General features: G+C 63.7%; 16 protein-coding genes. 10 read left to right on the top strand and 6 right to left on the bottom strand.

What is annotated here, in order from left to right:
* The first annotated feature begins 1 nt into the window (after position 1).
* Genes V2391_RS08775 through cobK form a run of 7 tightly spaced genes read left to right on the top strand, consistent with a single transcriptional unit; the run spans position 2 to position 6,568 of the window.
* Positions 2 to 958 (top strand): histidine phosphatase family protein, encoded by a 957-nt coding sequence (locus tag V2391_RS08775; protein WP_329739023.1) that lies wholly within the window; start codon positions 2 to 4, stop codon positions 956 to 958.
* Positions 958 to 1,932 (top strand): adenosylcobinamide-phosphate synthase CbiB, encoded by a 975-nt coding sequence (gene cbiB, locus V2391_RS08770; RefSeq protein ID WP_329739022.1) that lies wholly within the window; start codon positions 958 to 960, stop codon positions 1,930 to 1,932. The genes V2391_RS08775 and cbiB overlap by 1 nt, the downstream gene beginning before the upstream one ends.
* Entirely contained in the window at positions 1,929 to 3,152 is a 1,224-nt protein-coding gene (locus V2391_RS08765) for a pyridoxal phosphate-dependent aminotransferase (protein WP_329739021.1), read from the top strand. Before cbiB ends, V2391_RS08765 begins: the two co-directional genes overlap by 4 nt.
* Entirely contained in the window at positions 3,145 to 4,644 is a 1,500-nt protein-coding gene (locus V2391_RS08760) for a cobyric acid synthase (RefSeq protein WP_329739020.1), read from the top strand. Before V2391_RS08765 ends, V2391_RS08760 begins: the two co-directional genes overlap by 8 nt.
* Positions 4,641 to 5,156, top strand: a complete 516-nt coding sequence (locus V2391_RS08755; protein ID WP_329739019.1) for a cob(I)yrinic acid a,c-diamide adenosyltransferase — start codon at positions 4,641 to 4,643, stop codon at positions 5,154 to 5,156. Before V2391_RS08760 ends, V2391_RS08755 begins: the two co-directional genes overlap by 4 nt.
* On the top strand, positions 5,157 to 5,798 hold the full coding sequence (locus V2391_RS08750) for a precorrin-8X methylmutase (protein WP_329739018.1): 642 nt from the start codon (positions 5,157 to 5,159) through the stop codon (positions 5,796 to 5,798).
* On the top strand, positions 5,795 to 6,568 hold the full coding sequence (gene cobK / locus V2391_RS08745) for a precorrin-6A reductase (RefSeq protein ID WP_329739017.1): 774 nt from the start codon (positions 5,795 to 5,797) through the stop codon (positions 6,566 to 6,568). Before V2391_RS08750 ends, cobK begins: the two co-directional genes overlap by 4 nt.
* A 138-nt stretch (positions 6,569 to 6,706) precedes the next feature.
* Here the strand turns inward: cobK and V2391_RS08740 are convergent, their stop codons facing one another.
* Entirely contained in the window at positions 6,707 to 7,258 is a 552-nt protein-coding gene (locus V2391_RS08740) for a transposase (RefSeq protein ID WP_329739016.1), read from the bottom strand.
* 69 nt (positions 7,259 to 7,327) lie between these two features.
* On the opposite strand from V2391_RS08740, the gene V2391_RS08735 reads away from it, so the two are divergent.
* Positions 7,328 to 7,528: a helix-turn-helix domain-containing protein gene (locus V2391_RS08735; RefSeq protein ID WP_329739015.1), complete on the top strand. Its 201-nt coding sequence runs from the start codon at positions 7,328 to 7,330 to the stop codon at positions 7,526 to 7,528.
* Between the two features lie 215 nt (positions 7,529 to 7,743).
* On the opposite strand, the gene V2391_RS08730 is transcribed toward V2391_RS08735, so the two are convergent.
* The 4 genes from V2391_RS08730 to V2391_RS08715 all read right to left on the bottom strand — a co-directional run bounded on the left by V2391_RS08730 (position 7,744) and on the right by V2391_RS08715 (position 11,452).
* Positions 7,744 to 8,049, bottom strand: a complete 306-nt coding sequence (locus V2391_RS08730) for a hypothetical protein (RefSeq protein ID WP_329739014.1) — start codon at positions 8,047 to 8,049, stop codon at positions 7,744 to 7,746.
* A gap of 385 nt (positions 8,050 to 8,434) precedes the next feature.
* Positions 8,435 to 8,842, bottom strand: a complete 408-nt coding sequence (locus tag V2391_RS08725) for a GtrA family protein (protein ID WP_035137329.1) — start codon at positions 8,840 to 8,842, stop codon at positions 8,435 to 8,437.
* 219 nt (positions 8,843 to 9,061) lie between these two features.
* Entirely contained in the window at positions 9,062 to 9,457 is a 396-nt protein-coding gene (locus V2391_RS08720) for a GtrA family protein (protein ID WP_329739013.1), read from the bottom strand.
* Positions 9,458 to 9,535: 78 nt separating this feature from the next.
* Positions 9,536 to 11,452, bottom strand: a complete 1,917-nt coding sequence (locus V2391_RS08715; RefSeq protein WP_329739012.1) for a fructose-1,6-bisphosphatase — start codon at positions 11,450 to 11,452, stop codon at positions 9,536 to 9,538.
* A gap of 319 nt (positions 11,453 to 11,771) precedes the next feature.
* On the opposite strand from V2391_RS08715, the gene V2391_RS08710 reads away from it, so the two are divergent.
* Complete coding sequence (locus V2391_RS08710) at positions 11,772 to 12,662, top strand: DegV family protein (RefSeq protein WP_329739011.1); 891 nt, start codon at positions 11,772 to 11,774, stop codon at positions 12,660 to 12,662.
* 80 nt (positions 12,663 to 12,742) lie between these two features.
* Here V2391_RS08710 and V2391_RS08705 read toward each other — a convergent pair whose 3' ends face one another.
* Positions 12,743 to 13,834, bottom strand: coding sequence for a hypothetical protein (locus V2391_RS08705; RefSeq protein ID WP_195568806.1), 1,092 nt, complete (start codon positions 13,832 to 13,834; stop codon positions 12,743 to 12,745).
* A 191-nt stretch (positions 13,835 to 14,025) separates the two neighbouring features.
* Between V2391_RS08705 and V2391_RS08700 the strand changes: the two genes are divergently transcribed.
* Positions 14,026 to 14,196, top strand: a complete 171-nt coding sequence (locus V2391_RS08700) for a hypothetical protein (protein WP_329739010.1) — start codon at positions 14,026 to 14,028, stop codon at positions 14,194 to 14,196.
* The last annotated feature ends 16 nt before the right edge of the window (positions 14,197 to 14,212 follow it).

The raw sequence follows: 14,212 nt of genomic DNA, 5'->3' as shown, positions 1-14,212 counted from the left end.
CGTGCGCGAAAAGCTCGGGTTCGCGGCGGACGATTTCGTCGACGCGGCGCAGCTTGCGGAGGGCGGCGTGCCCGCGGCTTTTGCCGGCCGCGTCGCGTACCGTGCTGAGGAACTCGTGCGCGCGCTCGACGTTGATCTGGCGCTCGAGCGGCTGATCGGCTTCGACGCAGTGATTCTGTCCTTGGTCGGCTCGGGGGTCGTCCCTATGCATGCGGAAGACGCCCAATGGCGCGAGCGCGCGGGGCGCCTGGGATGCGCGCTCGCTGCGCGCGCCGACGTCGTCGTGCGCATGACGTGCGGGATTCCCCAGGTCATCAAAGGAAACCTTACCGATGCGCCTCGAGGGACGCAGGGCGCGGGCGCGCCTTTGGAAGTCGTCTTCGTGCGCCATGGTGCCACGGCGGGCACGGAAGACCATCGCTACAGCGGGGCGGGCACCGACGAGCCCCTGTCGAGCGCGGGCGAGCGCGCTTTGCGCGACCTCGCGTGCGATCGTGACGTGTTCCGTGTTATCACGAGCGGCATGGCCCGCACCGACCAGACGGCGCGCATCCTCTTCCCGAACGCGGAGCTTATGGCGTGCCCTGGTCTGCGCGAGATGGATTTCGGCGACTTCGAGGGGCGAAGCGCCGCCGAGCTTAAAGAGGATGCGCGCTACCGCGCCTGGGTAGACTCCTGGTGCGAGACGCGCTGCCCGCATGGCGAGGGCAAGAGCGATTTCACCCGCCGCGTCGTCGCGGCGTTTCGGGAGGCGTGCGAATCGGAGTGTGCCCAGGGGAGTGGGCGCGCCGTCTTCGTCGTTCACGCGGGTACCGTGAAAGCGCTGCTCTCCGAGCTAGCTGTCCCGAAAATGGGATACTTCGACGTGCATACCGAGCCGGGCGGCGCATGGGCCGCCACCTGGGATGGGCGCTGCCTTCGCGACGTTCGCCCCGCTTTGGGGGGCGATGCCCGGTGATGACGATTCTTGCCGTCGCCGCCGGGTTCGCGGCCGACCTTGCCTTCGGCGACCCGCGCTGGCTTCCCCATCCCGTCGTCGCCATGGGGCGCGCGATCACGTGGGCCGAAGGCCGCCTGCGGGGCGCATTCCCGCAAACGTCCGCAGGCACGCGCGGCGCAGGGCTTGTGCTCGCCGTGGCGCTTCCGCTTGCGTGTGGACTTTTGACCATGGGAATCCTGCATCTTTGCGGCATGGTTCACTCCGGCTTGCGCTTCGTGGCCGAGGCATGGGCGAGCTATCAGATTCTCGCGGCATGCGAGCTGCGCCGCCAGAGCCTGGCCGTGGCCCGCGCGTTCTCGAAGGGCGGCCTTGTCGCGGCGCGCAAAGCCGTCGGGCTCATCGTGGGACGCGACACGTCTGTTCTCGACGAGCAGGGCGTCGCGCGCGCCGCTGTGGAAACGGTGGCGGAGAACGCGAGCGACGGCGTCATCGCGCCGCTGTTCTACCTTATGATCGGGGGTGCGCCCTTGGGCATGGCGTACAAGGCTGTGAACACGCTCGACAGCATGGTGGGCTACAAAAACGAGCGCTACATCGACTTCGGCTGCGCCTCGGCGCGCCTCGACGATGCGGTGAACTGGATTCCCTCGCGCTTATCGGCCCTGTTCATGATCGCCGGGTGCCCGATCGTCGGGCTCGACGCGCGTGGGGCGGCGCGCATCTGGCGCCGCGACAGGCGTCGCCATGCGAGCCCGAACGCAGCGCAGACCGAGTCAGCGTGCGCGGGCGCGCTCGGGCTGCGTCTGGCAGGACCCGCGGTGTATTTCGGCAAGCTCGTTGAGAAACCGACGATAGGCGACGCGTCCCGTGAAATCGAGTGGGGCGACATCGCCCGGGCGACAAGGCTCATGCTCGCCGCGTCCGTATGCGCGCTCGTCGTCTTCGGCGCCGCGCGCGCGGCGGTCGTGCTCGCCGTGGGGGCGATGGCATGAGGGAAGACCACGCCGCGTCCCGGGCTGCCGGGGGAATCCTGCGCGCCCGTGCGCATGGCGGCAGCTCGCAATCGCTCGGCATCGCTTGCGAAGGGGGCGCCTCCGACCTCATCGACTTCTCGGTGAACGTGAATCCGGCAGGCCCCTCGCCGCGCGCCGTCGCCGCTGCTTGCAAGGCGCTTTCTCGAATCGATGCCTACCCCGATAGGGAAAGCCTCGCCCTCGTTCGCGCCCTAGCGCGCGCCCAGGACATTCCCGAAGATACTATCGTCTGCGGCGCGGGCGCGTCCGACATCATCTGGCGGCTCGCCGCGGCGGTGCGCCCGAAACGCATCGTCGTGTGTGCGCCGACGTTCTCTGAATATGCGGAGGCGGCATCGTACTACGGCGCATGCGTGCAGGAGTTCCCGCTCTCCGAAGCGGACGACTTCGACGTGCCCGCCTCCTTCGCCCGCGCGATCGAGGGACCGGGAGACGTGGCGTACCTCTGCAATCCGAACAACCCGACGGGGCGCCTCGTCGACCCCCGCGTGATCGATGCCGCGGCTTGCCGCTGCGAGCAGGTGGGCGCGCTGCTCGTCGTGGACGAGTGCTTCCTCGGATTTGCGCCCGATGCCCGCGAAAGGAGCGTGGCCGCACGCGCCGCGCGTTCGCGCCATGTGGCCGTGCTCTCCGCGTTCACCAAGCTCTACGGAATGGCGGGGTTGCGGTTGGGATATCTGGTCAGCGGAAACGCCCAACTCATCGAGGGAATTCGCCGGGCGGGGCAGGCGTGGCCCGTCTCCTCGGTCGCCGAGGCCGCGGGTATCGCCGCCCTGGAAGACGTCGAATACGTCTCGCGCACGCGCGATGTATTGGCGGGCGAGCGAGCGTGGCTTTCCCACGAGCTCTCCTCGCTCGGGCTTTCCGTCGTGCCGTCGGATGCGAACTTCCTTTTAGTCCGCACGCCGGCGAAAGACATCCCCGAGCGCCTGTATAAACAGGGGGTTTTGGTCCGCACGTGCGACTCGTTTTCGGTACTGTCCCGTTTCTGGTGCCGCGTCGCGGTGCGCACGCGCAAGGAGAACGCCCGGCTTGCGATGGCGTTCAGCCGCGCGCTTCGGGCGGAAGGCGCATCGGGCGAAGGCGAACCCGACGAATGGGGCGGCGCTTCTTACAGCGGCGCTATGGCGGGCGCGGATGGCCGAGGCTTGGCGAAGGAGGTCGATACCCGTGGGTAGGGCGAAGCCCATCATGATCCAGGGCACCATGTCGAACGCGGGGAAGAGCCTGCTTGCGGCGGGGCTGTGCCGCGTGCTTTCGCAGGACGGCCTGCGCGTGGCTCCCTTCAAGAGCCAGAACATGGCGCTCAACAGCGGTGTCACGGCCGACGGTCTCGAGATGGGGCGCGCCCAGATCATGCAGGCCGAGGCGTGCGGCATCGCGCCCGACGTGCGCATGAACCCCATCCTGCTCAAGCCCGAAAGCGACCACCGAAGCCAGCTCATCGTGGCCGGCAAGGCGCAGGGAGCCTTCGTTGCGAGGGACTACTTCGCGCGAAAGAAGGCGCTCATGCCGCAGATTTTGGAGGCGTTCGGTTCGCTCGCGGAGGAAAACGACGTCATCGTCATCGAGGGCGCCGGCAGCCCCGTCGAAATCAACCTTGCCGAAAACGACATCGTCAACATGGGGCTCGCGCGCGCCGTGTCCTCCCCCGTGCTGCTCGCGGGCGACATCGACCCAGGCGGGGTGTTTGCCCAGCTCTACGGCACGGTGGCGCTCCTTGCGCCCGAGGACCGCGCGCTTTTGCGGGGGCTTGTGGTGAACAAGTTCCGCGGCGATGTGGAAATCCTGCGCCCGGGTTTGGCCCCGCTCGAGAAGATGTGCGGGGTTCCCGTCGTGGGGGTCGTGCCGTATCTTAAGCTCGACCTGGACGACGAGGACTCGCTCGCGCCGCGCCTATCTGCCCGCGAGGCGCGCGGCGTCATCGACGTCGCCGTCGTGCGCCTTCCGCATCTGTCGAACTTCACCGATTTCGACCCGCTTTCGCGCGTGCCCGGCGTGGGCGTGCGCTACGTTTCCTCTACGACCGATCTGGGCCGACCCGACCTGGTGGTGCTCCCCGGCTCGAAGACCACGCTCGACGACGCGCGCTGGCTTGCGGCTAGCGGCATCGGAGCCTGTGTACGCGCGCTTTCGGGCGCGGGCACGCCGGTGCTCGGCATATGCGGAGGCTACCAGCTTTTGGGAGACGAGCTTTCCGACCCGCACGGCAGGGAAGGCGCTGGCACCGCGCGCGGGCTCGGGCTCATCCCTGCAAGTACGGTGTTCAAGGAGGAAAAGCGCCTCGCCCAGTCGGAGCTGCGCATCACGGGCGCCCAAGGCGCGTTCTCGGTGTGGAATGGCATAACGGCGCGCGGGTACGAGATTCACGACGGCGAAACGACCGTCTCCTGCGCCCCTGCGGGCACGATTGGCGGCAAACCAGAAGGCGCTGCCTGCGGAAACGTGTTCGGAACCTATCTCCACGGCCTGTTCGACGAACCGGGGGTGGCGCTCGCTCTCGTGCGCTCGCTCGCGCGCATGCGCGGCCTGCCCGAGAGCGTCGTGGGTGCTGCGGGCGCGGCGTCCGCGGCCGATCACCGTGCGCGCGAGTTCGACCGCCTGGCCGACGTCGTGCGCGCGGCGCTCGACATGGAGTATGTCTACCGCATTATCGAGGAGGGCGTATGATCCACGTATATCATGGCGACGGCAAAGGCAAGACCACGGCGGCGATGGGCCTCGCCCTTCGCATGCTCGCCGCAGGCCGCCGCGTCGTCGTCGTGCAGTTCCTGAAAGACGGCGAAAGCGGGGAGGCGCGCCTGCTCGCCGAGCATTTCGGCGTGCCCGTGTTCGCGGGGAAGGTGTCGGACAAGTTTACCTGGTCGATGACGTCGGAAGAACTTGCCGCGACGTGCGAACTGCACGATGGGAACCTCGCTTCCGCGCTCGCCGAGCTCGAGGGCGCGCAGGAGGGGCTGCTCGTGCTCGACGAGGCGCTCGACGCGCTTTCGAAGGGGCTTGTCGACGAGACGCTCGTGGACCGCGTGCTCGATATGTCCGCGCGCGGCGTCGAAGTAGCGCTCACCGGGCGCGCGCCTTCCCGCAAGATCGTGGAGAAGGCCGACTACATAACCGAGATGCGGTGCGAGAAACACCCCTACGCTCAGGGGATATGTGCAAGGGAAGGGGTGGAGTACTAGATGGATTCCAAGGAGATGGCGCCCGGGGACATCGAGCGGCGCAGCTTCGAGATCATCACCGAAGAGCTCGGCGGCCGCACGTTCCCGCCGCTCGAAGAGCCCGTCGTGAAGCGTGTCATCCACACCACTGCCGACTTCTCGTACGCCGATTCCCTCGTGTTCACCCATGACGCCGCGCACTGTGCGCTCGACGCGCTGCGCGCAGGGGCCACGGTGCTCACCGACACGAACATGGCGCTCGCAGGCATAAGCAAGCCCGCGCTCGCGAAGCTCGGCTGCAAGGCCGTGTGCTACATGGCCGACCCTGATGTCGCCGCGGCTGCGCGCGTCGCGGGCACGACTCGCGCCGTTGCGAGCATGGACAAAGCTTGCGGCATCGAGGGTCCGCTCATCGTGGCCGTCGGCAACGCTCCCACAGCACTTCTGCGCCTCGCCGAGCTCATGGACGCGGGGAAGATCGCGCCTGCGCTCGTCGTTGGGGTGCCGGTCGGGTTTGTGAACGTGGTCGAGGCGAAAGAGGAGCTACTCGCGCGACGCGTGCCGGCCATCGTCGCGAGGGGTCGCAAGGGCGGCTCGACCGTGGCGGCCGCCATTATGAACGCGCTGCTCTACCAGATCACGCGCCCAGGCGGCCCGAAGTGACGGCGCCCGCATCCGCGCCGGCGCTGCGCATCTTCGCCGGCACCACCGAGGGCCGCCTTCTCTGCGAATGGGCGAGCGGGGCGGGCATCCCCGCCCGTGCCTACGCGGCAACCGAGTACGGAGGTGAGCTTTTGGGCGAGCTTCCGGGCATCGAGATGCATGCGGGCAGGCTCGACGAGGCTGACATGGAGCGCGAGCTTTCCGGCGCGCGCATCGTCGTCGACGCCACGCACCCCTTCGCTACGCTCGCAAGCGGCAACATCCGGGCCGCTTCGCTCGCCGTGGGTACACGATGCCTGCGCCTTGCGCGCCCGGTCGAGGCGCTGCCCAAAGGCGTCGTGTCGGTCGCGTCGATCGCTTGCGCGGCGCGCTTTCTCTCCGAGAACCCGGGTCGCGCGCTTCTCACGACGGGGAGCAAGGAGCTTGCTCCCTACACGCGCGTCACCGATTTCACGGAGCGCTTCTTCGTGCGTGTGCTCCCGCTGCCCGGTGCTATAACGAAGTGCATCGACGCGGGGTTTTCGCCGTCGCACGTCATTGGCATGCAGGGGCCCTTCACCCGCGAGCTCAACGAGGCGATGCTTCGGCAGGTGGGCGCCCAGTGGCTTGTGACCAAGGACTCGGGAACCGTAGGCGGCACGGCCGAGAAGCTCGCCGCCGCGCGCGACGTTGGAGCGCGCTGCATCGTGGTCACCCGTCCCGCCGAGGGAGGCGGGGCCCTTTCGCTTCGGGAAGTGGAAGACGCGCTCTTACGGGAGTTCGCGCGCTAGGCGCTCGCCGCGCCTGCGCGCCCTCCCGCCCGCGTGGGGGGTGTTCCTGTAGTTCTGTCAAGAGGGATTCGCCCTTTCGATGGGCGTTTTTGGCAATGCTGACGCAGGCCCTGCCGGGCCTGCGATCTTCGCCGGCCGTTAGGCTGCGTATGGAACCTTGCCCCCCATGATCGCGTAAATCACCTCGAGCCGCTTCCTCGCCACCGCTTTCAGCGCCTTGCCGTGCGGTATGCCCCTGTCGCGGCAGCGCGCGTAATATTCGCCCCATCGGTTGCGGCTGCGCGAAAGGCAGTTGCTAGAGAATACGAGCAGGTTCTTCAGCCTCTTGTTGCCCTGCCGCGACGCGGACACCGACGGTATCGACGTGCCGGACCGCCTGTTGCGCGGCGCGAGCCCGCAGCGCGAGGCGAGCCTGTCGCGGCCCGCGAAGTCGGCTATGTCTATGGATATGACCAGCTCGGATGCCGTGCGCGGCGAGCCCGGGCAGGTACGCGCGCGGCATCCCGGCGAGCTTGGTGCGCGAAAGCGCGAGCGAGCCGATGTTGCGGACCTGGTTGACGACGACCAGCGCGCCCGGATACTGCGCGTAGAGCCCGTCGATGGCGTTCTCCCTGTTGGGAATGGGTGTGTGTAGTCAAATAAGCGTCGACACTTTCGGCAGCAGGTTTTCGACGCTAAACGCAAAGACATGCCGACCGCCTTCGAATGTGCCTAATCTGATAGATGCTTCGGTTTCTACTCAGAAAGGTAGGAAAGGCAATGATCAACATGTCCACCGTCAATTCTATACGCCAGCAGCGCCGCGACGGGTTCAGCATCTCGGATATCGTCAAGATGAACGGCGTATCGCGCGACACCGTCTACAAGTACCTCGCCCAAGACGACTTCTCCCCGAGGCCGCCCGCGAGGAGGAGCGCACCGAGCAAGCTCGACCCGTACAAGCCCGTCATCCGTCAATAGCTCGAGGACGACGCCCGGAACTGGCGCAAGCAGCGACACACCGCCAGGCGCATATGGCGCAGGCTGGTCGACGAGCACGGCGCCGACGTCAGCGAGTCCACCGTCGGCCGCTACGTCGCCGAGCTGAGAAGGCGGGACCGCTCCCAGGGCGAGCGGTTCCTCGACCTGGTGTGGGAGCCCGGCCGGGCCCAGGCCGACTTCGGCGAGGCCGATCTCTACGTTTCCGGCGTCCGCACCCGCCTGAGCTTCTTCGTACTGTCCTTCCCGTACTCCAACGTCGTCGAGCCTGACCTCGGCCTCGCGGCGAACGCGAGGCTGCCCTCGCCGTGCGAGCAGTGCATGCGCTCCGCCCGGCCGGGCATCTCGCGGGCGGTCAGCTCGCCCGCCTCCTCCAGCTTGAGGCAAGCATACAGGTTGTCCTTGTTCGGGAAAAGCGGCAGGCTCCTGCAGGCGGCGGGGGCGGACAGGCCGCTCCGGTGGAACTCCCAGAGAATCCCCTCGCGCTCCTCTTTCGTATACATCGGACTCCCTCCTGGACCCAAATTGGGTCCGAGATTTTGTCCGAGGTCCCCAGTTTCCCGATGGGGCGGGTTTCGGAAAGCGTGTTCCGCTCTGAGGGCTCATTCCGGGATGGACTTTCCGAAGCAGCGCCCATTGGGAAGCTGCGGACCGTTTTGAGCATCGATTCCGGGACACACTTTCCGCTAGGACGACGTTGCGGAATCTGCGTCCCATTCTGAGGCTGCAATCTGGGACGCAGTTTCCGGAACGGCGCCCCTAGGGAAACTGTGTCCCATTCCGATGCTGTAGCCCGCCTCGTACGCCTTCCTCGGCAGGCTCTGCAAACAAAAAGCCGGTTGGAACGTGAATTCCAACCGGCTGCGAAGCGAGATTATGTCGGGCCGTCTACGACCGTGCGCCCTCGAGGAAAAAGCGACGGCTAAAGTAGTTGTACCAGGTGACCAGGAACGTGGCGATGGCCTTCATGGCCTGGTAGCCGATGCTCAAAAACGTGACGCCCACAAACATGTACAGGTCGTTGAGGCCCAAACCAATCACCGACAGGATGGTGAAGATCGTGAACTCGCGCTTGCGGCTCATGCCCTCGCGATGGTCGAACACGTACTTCATGCTGAGCCAGTAGTTGACCACGACGGACGTGATAAACGAAATCGTGGTGCTCATCAAAAAGTCGAGATGGAACAGCTCGACGAGCGCAATGAGCATGCCCCAGTCGATGCCAAAGGAGATAAGACCCACGACAGCGAACTTGAGGAATTGCTTAGTATGAGGTTGTGCCAGTGCCTTGCGCACGTAATCACATCCAATGCGTTGACGAATCGAGCAGAGGATACTTTAGAGCTTTTGCAAGGGAAACGTAAGGGCTTTGCTAAGAACTATACGAACTCGTCAAATTTGCAAGAGACAATCCGCAAACGTCGTAAATCCTTCCGTAAACGAGCAAGGCCCACGAACAACGCAGCGTTCGACGCGCGCCGTCCGTGGGCCCCGTAGTGCAAGGAGGAGGTCGAGCTACTTGGTCTCGTCGCCCTCCAGGAAGATCTTTCGGGTCACAAAGTTGTAGACCATAACAAGCGCGGTGGCGCAAATCTTGGCGATATTGGCCTCGAGCCCCAGGCCGGCGTTGAGCGCCAGCACGATACCGTCGTTGAGCGCCAGGCCGATCACGGACAGCACGACAAAGATAATGAACTCGCGGCGGCGGCTCATGCCCTCCTTGTGCGCAAACACGTACTTCATACTCGCGACGTAGTTAAAGATGAGCGAGACGATAAAGCCGCTGGTATTGGCGATCAGGATGTTAAAGCCCAGACCGTAGTGGAGCAGATTCATGATGCCAAAGTCGATGACCGTGGCAACGACGCCGACGACGCCAAACTTCATGATCTGCGCAAGGAGCTTTTGCATGGTACCTGCCTTAGGGTGGCGCCGGAGCGCCGCGGGGATGACGAACTCAGCAAGTTTAGCCAATCCCCGCAGGCGGGGCTAGGCGCGCTCCTCGATAGCACCGTTTCTATATGCATCGAGCAGTTGGCGTAGGTCCTGGATCTGGCTGCGGATCTTGGCACCGGTATCGGTGTCGCTCACCATGCGGCGACGGTCGGCCTGGTCAAAACGGTTGGTCTCGCTTTCGATGTCCACGTTGCGCGTGAGCGCTTCGGCAACCGTTGTAAAGGCCCGGTGCGACTTAAGGCGACAGCCGCGTGAGCTCGAAATAAGCGTGTAGCCGGCGATGCCCGTCTTGGGGTGGTAGGCGCGGCAGAAGCCACCATCGATGACCAGCAGCTTGCCCTCGGCGCGGATGGGCTGCTCGCCCTTGGTGGTTTTAACGGGTGTGTGTCCGTTGATGATGTGGCCGGTCGGCGAGCATGCCATGGGCGCGACGCCAAACTCGCGCATGATGTCGTCGCAGACCGAGGGCGACTTGGTAAGCGTAAAGTACGGGTCCATCGGCTCGACCCAAGTGCTCTTATCAGCGATATAGGCGCGCTCAAAGGTACGCACCAGGCGTCCGCTGGCGGGTGAGTTAAAGCCGATCCACAGGTACCACATCCAGTCGAGGGCGTCGCGGTCGCCCACGCGCCAGGCGCGGCGGGCGATGCGGTCGCAAAAATTGAGATAATCACGGCCGGCGTGCCAGGTACCCAGGCAGTTCATGCTGCTAAAGGTGCCGTCTTCGTTGAGCGGCACGCAGCCATGGAACAGCAGGTTGCCGTTGGTGACCTTGTACATCGAGCCGTGGGTGTAGAGGAAATCGATATGGCGATGCAGGTGATCGGCGGTGACAAACTCGGACACGAGCTTGTTGATGATATGTTGCTCCTGGGGCGTGAGCGTGTAGGGGTCCGTCGGGTCGACGGTGGGGAAGTCGTTGGTCGTGAGCGGCCACACGCTGCCGTCGGCGAGCGTGACCGTGCCGGTGTCGTGGTCGATCTTGTCGAGCAACAGACGGTCGGTCATGTCAAACTCGGGGTGACGCTGGATAATCTGGCCCTCGAGTTTAAAGAGCAGCACGTTGATGGCCTTGATCAGCGGGGTGATGGACTCACCGGCGGTGTAGGTGGCATCGGCAAAGGCGACGAGCTCGCGCAGCGAGATACCGTAGTCGTTCTCGAGGATCTCGTAATTGTCGTAGCGCAGGTTGTTGCGCAGCACCGTGGCGATGCAGGCGGGCTCGCCGGCAGCGGCGCCCATCCACAGCAGGTCGTGGTTGCCCCACTGAATGTCGAGCGAATGATAGGTGAGCAGGCGGTCCATAATTTTGGCCGCGCCGCCGCCACGGTCGAAGATATCGCCCACCAGGTGCAGGTGGTCGACGGCCAGGCGCTTGATGAGCGAGGCGAGCGACTCGATAAAGTCGTCGGCGCTTGCGGTCTCTAGGATGGACTCCACAATGCGCTCGTGATAGCGCACACGATAGTTGTTCTCGTCCGGATGCGTGTGCAGCAACTCGTCGATGATGTAGGCGTAATCGCGCGGGATGGCCTTACGCACCTTGGAGCGCGTATAGCGGCTCGAAAGCGAGCGGGCAACCATGATGAGCTGGTCGAGCATTGTCTTGTACCAGGTGGGGGAGTCCTCGCGCCGGCTGCGGACCAGCTCGATCTTCTCGCGCGGGTAGTAGATGAGCGTGCACAGCTCGCCCTTTTCGTCAAAGGAGAGCGTGTCGCCAAAGATCTCGTCGACATGTTCGCGCACGACACCCGAGCAGTTGTTGAGGATGTGCATAAAGGCTTCGTACTCGCCGTGCACGTCGCTCATAAAATGCTCGGTGCCTTTGGGCAGGTTGAGAATGGCCGAGAGATTGATAATCTCGGTAAACGCGGATTGCTCGGTGGGAAATTGTCTCGACAGCAGACGCAGATACTTAAAGTCTTGCGGGTTGCGATCGAATGCGACCATGAAACACCTTCCGATATGGTTGGTAAAACTGATAAACAGCGTCAAACGTTTATCAGTATGCGCCGGCTTTGTTTCGATTTTGCGCCGGCGGCTGAATTGTCGGCTGAACGGTTTGGTAAATCGATTTAGTTGAGGTTGATGTGTCGGTTGGGTGGAGACGAAGGGGGTGATTTTGCCCATGTTGGCCCATGGCGGGGATGGGGATGTTCATGATAAAGATATTCAATGCAAATGGTTCGAATTGGTAAATAGTGGACGTTTGTATCGTATTTAGGCTTGCTGTGCGATAATTTGCGCAGCAATACTTAAGGAGCCTCATATGAGTGATTTTGTCCTGACCTGTGAATCCGCCGCCGACCGAACCCGTGAGTTCTTTGCGTCGCGCAATATCCCTGTCGTGTGTTTTCATTACGAGATCGACGATGTTGTCTATACGGACGATCTGTATCAGTCGATTACGCCGGACGAGTTTTTTGCCCAGATTGCCGCGGGCGCCATGCCCAAGACGTCTCAGGTGAGCGTGGGTGAGTACGAGGAGTTTTGGGAGCCGTTTGTTGCCGAGGGTAAAGACGTGCTGCACCTGGCGTTGTCGTCGGGTATTTCGGGCACGTATGGATCGGCCTGCGTTGCGGCACAGATGCTCGCGGATCGCTATCCTCAGGGCGGCAAGGTGCGCGTCATCGATTCGTTGGCGGCGTCTTCGGGCTTTGGTCTGCTGGCGGAATGTGCCGCCGACGTTCGCGATAGCGGCGCTTCGCTCGACGAGACGGCCGCTTGGATTGAGGAGCATAAACTCAACCTTCACCACTGGTTCTTCTCGACCGATCTGTCGAGCTACCTGCGCGGCGGTCGCATTTCGGCTGCGAGCGCGATTATCGGCACGGCGCTTAAGATTTGCCCGCTTATGACCGTCGATTGCGAAGGTGGGCTGTCGCCACGTGAGAAGATCCGCACCAAGAAGCGCGCGATTTCCGAGATGGCTAAGACCATGATGAAACACGTGCAGGACGGTGTGGATTATTCGGGTAAGTGCATCTTGTCCCATTCGGCGTGCCGCGAGGATGCCGAGGCCGTTGCGGCGCTGATTGAGGAACAAGTTCCGCGGCTCAAAGGCAGGATTGAGATCAACAATATCGGTGCTCTGATTGGTTCGCACACCGGACCTGGTACGGTTGCGCTCTTCTTTATGGGTGACAAACGCGTGGATTAACTTGGCCCATCACGTCGCGCACGATTGCTCAAACGAAAACGGCCCGCCTCACGTTTGTGGGGCGGGCCTTGCTCTTGCGGTTAGCGTTTCTTTCCGCGGAAGAAGAAGCCGTGCAGCGAGGGCTTGAGTCCACGGTTGGCGCGACGCTCCTCGATATGATCGTGGATCGAAGCGACGCGTTCGATAACCTCGTCGGGAATCGGCACGTCGGGATTCATGTTCTCGACCTGGCTGACCTCGGCGGCGGCGACCTGGTCGATAATGGGCACATCGTCGCGCGAGATGACGGGCGTGGCGTCTTCTTTCATCTTGCGGTAGCGCTGCATCATGTCGGTCTGTAGCTGCTGGGCCGAAGGCGGCGTCCAGATGATGGCGTTGGCGCCGGCGGCGATGGTTTCACGGATGCTCTCGGGCGTCTTGCCGCCCGGTGCGATGAGCGGCAGGTTGGGATAGTGCTCGCGCAGTTCACGTAGGACCTGGGGCGTGTTTTTGCCGGCGGCGATGTTGAGAATCTTGGCTCCGGCGCGCACTTTGGCATGCGCATCATCGTCGCAACGTACGACTGTGGCGATGACGGGGATGTCGGCGATGTTGGTGATGTGCTCGACCATCTCGGCAGTGGCGGGGGAATTGACCACGCAGCCCGCCGCGCCCTGCATCTCGGAGACGGCTGCCATCTGCACGGAGCGCTTACCGGTCGTAGTTCCGCCGCCCACGCCTACAAAGACCGGGCACTCGGCGACGGTCAGCAGCGCTTGCGTAATGGCGGGCTGCGGCGTGAAGGGGTAAACGGCAAAGACAGCATCGGCGTTGGAGTTGCGGATAACCGCGACATCGGTGGTGTAGATGAGCGACTTGATGCGGCGGCCGAAGAGCGTGAAGCCGCTGGCCTCCTCGATCTCGTCGGGCATGCGGAGGGCCGCCTTGCGCAGACGCCCGTCAATGGGCAGCGGCTCCATGGGGAGCAGTCCGTTGGGGGTCACGGCTACCTGGGGCTCGGTGAACTCGTCTGCGAGCTCGACCTCGGAAAAATCGACCGAGGCGACGATGTCCTCGTGAACCTCGGCGGGAACATCGATGGGGGCCTGGTCGTTCGTCGCGGCAGGCGCGTCGAAGGAACTGGTGCCGACAAAGGCGTCGACGCGCTCGTTCAAATCGTTGAGAGTATCCATGGGGGCTCGATTCTATGCGATGGTGGCTGGCAGGGTGCCGACAGCGTTGTGCTTGCTAAATCGTTTGACGAGTTGATTTTTCCCCGCCGCGCCATCCGTTAGACCGAAGGGCCGGCGAACGTGAAGGAGCTGTGGTGGCGGGTATTGAGGTGCTATCTTGAATGTCCCGTTTAAAAGAGAGGTGACGCGGTATGGAATTGGCAGCAATGTTGGGCTCGATTGGCCTGTGTGTGGGCGCAATCGTAGCCGCCGCGGTCATCTACTTGGTGGTCACGGCCATTAAGGGAAAAAGGGCCGAGCGCAAGGAGCGCGAGGCACTTAAGCAGCACCGTGACCAGCAGGACAAGCGCGCGCGGAGATAGTTTGTTGAGTTTTGAA

The organism is Collinsella sp. CM84Y_54 (assembly GCF_036317945.1).
GTDB lineage: Bacteria > Actinomycetota > Coriobacteriia > Coriobacteriales > Coriobacteriaceae > Collinsella.
This window is presented reverse-complemented; position numbering and strand designations above follow the sequence as displayed.

Excerpts from the sequence above, each read along its gene's own strand:
- cbiB (WP_329739022.1), top strand. The coding sequence starts at position 958 with ATGACGATTCTTGCCGTCGCCGCCGGGTTCGCGGCCGACCTTGCCTTC.
- V2391_RS08765 (WP_329739021.1), top strand. The coding sequence starts at position 1,929 with ATGAGGGAAGACCACGCCGCGTCCCGGGCTGCCGGGGGAATCCTGCGC.
- V2391_RS08755 (WP_329739019.1), top strand. The coding sequence starts at position 4,641 with ATGATCCACGTATATCATGGCGACGGCAAAGGCAAGACCACGGCGGCG.
- V2391_RS08750 (WP_329739018.1), top strand. The coding sequence starts at position 5,157 with ATGGATTCCAAGGAGATGGCGCCCGGGGACATCGAGCGGCGCAGCTTC.
- V2391_RS08740 (WP_329739016.1), bottom strand. The coding sequence starts at position 7,258 with ATGTCTTTGCGTTTAGCGTCGAAAACCTGCTGCCGAAAGTGTCGACGC.
- V2391_RS08735 (WP_329739015.1), top strand. The coding sequence starts at position 7,328 with ATGATCAACATGTCCACCGTCAATTCTATACGCCAGCAGCGCCGCGAC.
- V2391_RS08730 (WP_329739014.1), bottom strand. The coding sequence starts at position 8,049 with ATGTATACGAAAGAGGAGCGCGAGGGGATTCTCTGGGAGTTCCACCGG.
- V2391_RS08720 (WP_329739013.1), bottom strand. The coding sequence starts at position 9,457 with ATGCAAAAGCTCCTTGCGCAGATCATGAAGTTTGGCGTCGTCGGCGTC.
- V2391_RS08715 (WP_329739012.1), bottom strand. The coding sequence starts at position 11,452 with ATGGTCGCATTCGATCGCAACCCGCAAGACTTTAAGTATCTGCGTCTG.
- V2391_RS08710 (WP_329739011.1), top strand. The coding sequence starts at position 11,772 with ATGAGTGATTTTGTCCTGACCTGTGAATCCGCCGCCGACCGAACCCGT.
- V2391_RS08705 (WP_195568806.1), bottom strand. The coding sequence starts at position 13,834 with ATGGATACTCTCAACGATTTGAACGAGCGCGTCGACGCCTTTGTCGGC.
- V2391_RS08700 (WP_329739010.1), top strand. The coding sequence starts at position 14,026 with ATGGAATTGGCAGCAATGTTGGGCTCGATTGGCCTGTGTGTGGGCGCA.